The 4,667-nt window shown below is 66.3% G+C and carries 4 protein-coding genes and 1 pseudogene; all 5 read right to left on the reverse strand.

Annotated features, from left to right (window positions below):
- Positions 1-799, reverse strand: a 799-nt coding sequence (locus tag AC16JP_RS04825; RefSeq protein WP_484339472.1) for an FAD-dependent oxidoreductase, incomplete at its 3' end; no start/stop codon positions are given.
- Between the two features lie 3 nt (positions 800-802).
- The gene (locus tag AC16JP_RS04830) at positions 803-1,735 is read right to left on the reverse strand and encodes an ABC transporter ATP-binding protein (RefSeq protein WP_484339473.1); all 933 of its coding nucleotides are present in this window, start codon (positions 1,733-1,735) and stop codon (positions 803-805) included.
- Complete coding sequence (gene leuC, locus AC16JP_RS04835) at positions 1,732-3,141, reverse strand: 3-isopropylmalate dehydratase large subunit (protein WP_484339474.1); 1,410 nt, start codon at positions 3,139-3,141, stop codon at positions 1,732-1,734. The genes AC16JP_RS04830 and leuC overlap by 4 nt, the downstream gene beginning before the upstream one ends.
- Before the next feature lie 90 nt (positions 3,142-3,231).
- Positions 3,232-4,230, reverse strand: coding sequence for an endolytic transglycosylase MltG (gene mltG / locus AC16JP_RS04840; protein ID WP_484339475.1), 999 nt, complete (start codon positions 4,228-4,230; stop codon positions 3,232-3,234).
- Positions 4,231-4,232: 2 nt separating this feature from the next.
- Positions 4,233-4,667: pseudogene (locus tag AC16JP_RS04845) on the reverse strand (beta-ketoacyl-ACP synthase II); the annotation flags it as partial.

The raw sequence follows: 4,667 nt of genomic DNA on the forward strand, positions 1-4,667 counted from the left end.
TGCCGCCTTCGCCGCGCATCGCTTCGGTGATCAGGAAATTCTTCACCTGCGGATGATAAAGGCAAGTCGGATGGAACTGGTTGAATTCCATGTTGGAAACCCGGCATCCGGCGCGCCAGGCGATGGCTATGCCGTCGCCGGTCGATCCGTCCGGATTGGTCGAGAAGCGATAGACCCTTGAAGCGCCGCCGGAAGCCAGCACCACCGCGCGCGCCAGCAACCGGCGCACATGCCCCGACGCGCGATCGAGCACATACAGCCCCATCGCCCGCCGCTGGGCAAAACCACGGCCTGCGATGTGCCGTTCGGTGATGATATCGATCGCCACCTGATCGGGCAGAAAGCGGATCAGCGGATTGGCAAGCGCCGCCCGTTCGAGTGCGGTCTGCACGGCAAGGCCGGTTGCGTCGTCGACGTGGACGATGCGGCGCATGCTGTGGCCGCCTTCGCGCGTCAGGTGCCAGCGCCCGACCACGCCCTCGCCGGGGTTGAACGGCACGCCCAGCGCCGCCAGCCGGCCGACAGCCGCTGCTGCATGTTCCACCACGAATTCAACGGCGCGCCGGTCGTTCAGGCCCGCGCCCGCCACCATCGTGTCCTCGACATGGCTTTCGATGCTGTCTCCGGCATCCAGCACGGCGGCGATCCCACCCTGCGCCCGGCTGGTCGAACCGGCCGAAATGCCCGACTTCGACAGCAGCAGCACCTGCCGCCCGCCCGCCGCCAGATTGAGCGCCGCCGTCAGCCCGGCCGCGCCCGAACCGACGACGATGACATCCGACAGGATCGGGTCTTCCATTGTTCAGGCGTCCTCTGCCACTGGCGCATGGCCGGTCAGCGCAAGGAAGATATCCTCCAGCCGTGCGTCGTGGGTTGCGATATCGACGATGCCATAGCCCGCATCCCCCAGCCTGCCAAAGACCGCGCCCGCATCCAGCAATCGGCGGTCATAGCGGACGTCGAGCACACGCGGCCCGCCCTGGTCGACGCGCGCAGCCCCGCCGAAATCCGGCAGGGGGCCGATGTCCCGGTCCAGCGTGATTTGCAGCCGTTTGCTGTTCGCTCGCGCCAGCAGCCCCTGCATGTCGCTGTTCGCCACCACCGCGCCATTGTCGATGATGGCGATTCGATCGCACAGTTCCTCGGCCTCCTCGAGATAGTGGGTCGTCAGCACCACTGTCGTGCCCTGCGCATGCAGTTCGCGGACATATTCCCACAGCATCTGCCGCAGTTCGATATCGACGCCCGCCGTCGGTTCATCGAGGATGAGCACCGGCGGATTATGCACCATCGCCTTGGCGATCAGCAGCCGGCGCTTCATCCCGCCCGACAGGGTGCGCGTATAGACATGCGCCTTGTCGTCGAGCCTGACCTTGCGCAGCAGTTCCATCGTCCGCCGCCGTTCGCGCGGCACGCCATACAGGCCGGCTTGCAGCTCCAGCGTTTCGTAGGGCGTGAAATATGCGTCGAACAGCAGTTCCTGCGGCACCACACCGATCGACGCCTTGGCGTTGCGCGGATGGGTGTCGATGTCGAAACCCCAGACTTCGGCCTGCCCCCCCGTCTTGATGACGAGGCCGGCGAGGATATTGATCAGCGTCGATTTGCCGGCGCCGTTCGGCCCAAGCAGCGCGAACATCGACCCGGCGGGGATCTCCAGATCGATCCCCGAAAGCGCCCGCTTGCCGCCCGCATAGGTCTTTTCCAGCCCCCGAAGACGGATTGCCGCCGTCACTTCATCTGCCTCACGTCGGTCAGGCGGCCGGTCACGGCGGCGGCGGCGGCCATCGCCGGAGACAGCAGATGCGTCCGCGAACCGGGGCCCTGCCGGCCGACGAAGTTGCGGTTCGACGTCGATGCGCAGCGTTCCCCGGCGGGCACCTTGTCGGGGTTCATGCCAAGGCACATCGAACAGCCCGGTTCGCGCCATTCGAAGCCTGCCTCGATGAAGATGCGATCAAGCCCTTCCTGTTCGGCCTGCCGCTTCACCAGCCCCGACCCCGGCACCACCAGCGCCTGCCGCACGCTGGATGCAACACGCCTGCCCTTTACCACTTCGGCGGCGGCGCGCAGGTCCTCGATGCGGCTGTTCGTGCAACTGCCGATGAAGATATTCTCGACGAAGACATCCTCCATCCGGGTGCCCGGCGTCAGCCCCATATAGGCCAGCGCCTTTTCAGCAGCGGCGCGCTTGGCGGGATCGGCAAAGCTGTCGGGCGACGGCACGGTTCCCGTCACCGGCACGACATCTTCCGGGCTGGTGCCCCATGTGACAAGCGGCGCGATCGCGCTGCCGTCGATCACGGTTTCGCGATCATATCCTGCGCCCGGATCAGCAGGCAACTGCCGCCACCAGTCGATCGCACGATCGAGCGCCGCACCTGCGGGCGCGCGCGGCCTGCCACGCACATAATCGAAAGTCTTGTCGTCCGGCGCCACCAGCCCGGCCCGCGCACCGGCTTCGATCGACATGTTGCAGAGCGTCATCCGCCCTTCCATCGACAGTGCGTCGATCACCGACCCGCGATATTCCAGCACCGATCCGGTTCCGCCGGCGGTTCCCATCGCGCCTATGATGGCCAGCGCCACGTCCTTGGCAGTGATCGACCATCCAAGGCTGCCGTTCACCGTCACTGCGTGGTTCGCCGATTTTTTCAGCAGCAGCGTCTGCGTTGCAAACACATGCTCCACCTCCGACGTGCCGATGCCGAACGCCAGCGCCCCGAAGGCGCCGTGTGTCGAGGTATGGCTATCGCCGCAGACCATGGTGAGCCCCGGCAGCGTGAAGCCCTGTTCCGGGCCGATCACATGCACGATCCCCTGTTCCGGGGCGTCGATCTCGAAATACTCGACGCCGAATTCGGCGCAGTTGGCCTTCAGCGCCGCAAGCTGGGCGACCGATTCCGGATCCTCGATCGGCAGGCGCCGGTCGGTCGTCGGCACATTGTGGTCGGGAACCGCAAGCGTCAGGTCGGGCCGGCGCAGACGCCGCCCGGCCGCGCGCAGGCCGTCGAACGCCTGCGGGCTGGTCACCTCGTGGATGAGGTGACGGTCGATGAAGATGAGCGATGTGCCATCATCACGGGCCGATACGACATGGTCGTCCCAGACCTTGTCATAGAGTGTTCGAGGTGCTGTCATGAGGAGAGGCGTTAAGCCCGCCCCATGGCCGTGGTCAAGCGGCCGTGGTCAAGCAGCCGTTGCAGGCACCGCGCCGCCGATGCCCCCTTGTCAAACGCCCTTTTCGCGCCGCCACGACCGCCATTCGCCGACACGCGCCTGATGCGCGCCATAGTCCTTCGAAAAGGCGTGCCCGCCGCTGCCGTCGGCCACCATGTACAGATAATCGTGGACTTCCGGGTCCATCGCGGCAGCCAGGCTTTCACGGCCGGGATTGGTGATCGGCCCTTCGGGCAGGCCGGGCCGGCGATAGGTATTATAACCGTTCGCGGCCTTCAGTTCCGATTGCAGGATGCGGCGCTTCAAGGGCTTGCCCCTGGTGACGGGGTAGATGACCGTCGGGTCAGCCTGCAGCGGCATACCGGCGCGCAGGCGGTTCGAATACAGCCCGGCGATACGGCGGCGTTCTGAAGGATCGCCTGTCTCTTTCTCGACGATCGATGCCAGAATCAGCGCATCCTCTTTGGTCTTTACGGCGATATGCTCGGACCGATGCTCCCACAGGCGCCCGATCTCGTCGGTCATCGCCGTCTGCATCCGCTTCAAAACGTCTGCGCGCGATTCGCCGATCCTTCCCTCGTAGGTCGCCGGAAGCACGCTGCCTTCGGGCGGCGGCGCCACCTTGCCCTTCAGGCCGCCCACGGCGTTCAGCCGTTCGGCCACCATCACGCTTGGCATGCCTTCCGGGATCGGAATGCGCACGACCAGCGTATCGCCGCGCTTCAGCCGCTCCAGCACCGAACCCCAGCCTTCGCCCTCGAAGAAGCCGTAGGTACCGAACTGGATTTCGCGATCGTCGCCGATGGCGCGCGCCAGCATCTCGAACAACTCGGCATTGCCGACGACACCGGCCGCTTCCAGCCGCTTCGCCACCTCGCGCAGCGAAGAACCGCGCGGGATCTCCACTTCGACGCGCGGCACGCCGGGCATCGGCTTGCGCCGCCAGACCGTCGCAGTCCAGATACTCAGCGTCAGCATGGCGACGATCGCCAGCACACCGCCCCAGATCATCCAGCGCGGCTGCCCCGCGCCCTGCGCGCCTGCGGCCAAGCTCAGACCTTCCGGAACACGACAGTCGCGTTGGTGCCGCCAAAGCCGAAGCTGTTGTTCAACACCGCCTCGACCTTGCGCTCCCTGGCGTTCCACGGCACCAGATCGACGCCCTCAGCCCCGTCGCACGGGTCCTCAAGGTTCAGCGTCGGCGGCACCACCTGATCACGCATCGCCAGCAGCGTGAAGATGCTTTCCACGGCGCCCGCGCCACCCAGCAGGTGGCCGACGGCCGATTTGGTGCTGCTCATGGATATGTGGCCGATGTCGGCGCCGAACAGCCGCTTCACCGCACCCAGTTCCAGTTCGTCGCCCATCGGCGTCGAGGTGCCGTGCGCGTTCACATAGTCGATCTGGCCGGGGTTCAGCCCGGCCCGCTTCAGCGCCATCTGCATCGAGCGGAACGCGCCCGAGCCTTCGGGGTGCGGCGCCGTCAC

This window comes from Sandaracinobacteroides sp. (assembly GCF_057137845.1).

Excerpts from the sequence above, each read along its gene's own strand:
- leuC (WP_484339474.1), bottom strand. The coding sequence starts at position 3,141 with ATGACAGCACCTCGAACACTCTATGACAAGGTCTGGGACGACCATGTC.